The organism is Bacteroides sp. 51, assembly GCF_010500965.1.
Lineage (GTDB): Bacteria > Bacteroidota > Bacteroidia > Bacteroidales > Bacteroidaceae > Bacteroides.
The window spans coordinates 1-441 of sequence record NZ_QVMI01000063.1 but is presented as its reverse complement, the minus strand read 5'-3'; the positions used below and the strand labels follow the sequence as shown (position 1 = coordinate 441).

Below are 441 nucleotides of genomic sequence, written 5' to 3'. Positions count from 1 at the left end.
TCTATCTCATCGCTGTTACTTTTATTCACAGACGTTGTTTTAAAGTTTGAGATCATACTTCCTTACCAGCTTACTCACCTCCGAATCCCTTTCGATGCGGAATGCCTTTTCTTCGTCCAGCCGGCACGCCTCCCTGAGGCACTCTATCGCTTGTGATTCGTTGCCCAGCCGGGCCGACAGGATGGCCAGCAAGTAATATACGTTGGCCGTCTTTTCCAGTGGCACCAGCATATTCAGCGCCCGGCTGTTCTGTCCCACGCAAGCCAGAGCCAAAGCCGTGTTGTAATCCTTATATCCGCGCAGGATGCTTAGTGCACGCTGGTATTCCCGGTTTTTCATCAGTTGCAGTGCGTGGGTATATTCGCTGCGCTGCCCGGGTGTAAAATTCGTATTCGAGATCAGGCTTCCATCGGCCAGTTCATCCATCGATGAGATCAGGAA

Annotated in this window: 1 pseudogene; it reads right to left on the bottom strand. The window is 51.5% G+C overall.

The features are described 5' to 3' along the window. Window positions 1-39: 39 nt before the first annotated feature. Window positions 40-441: pseudogene (locus D0T87_RS23255) on the bottom strand (hypothetical protein); the annotation flags it as partial.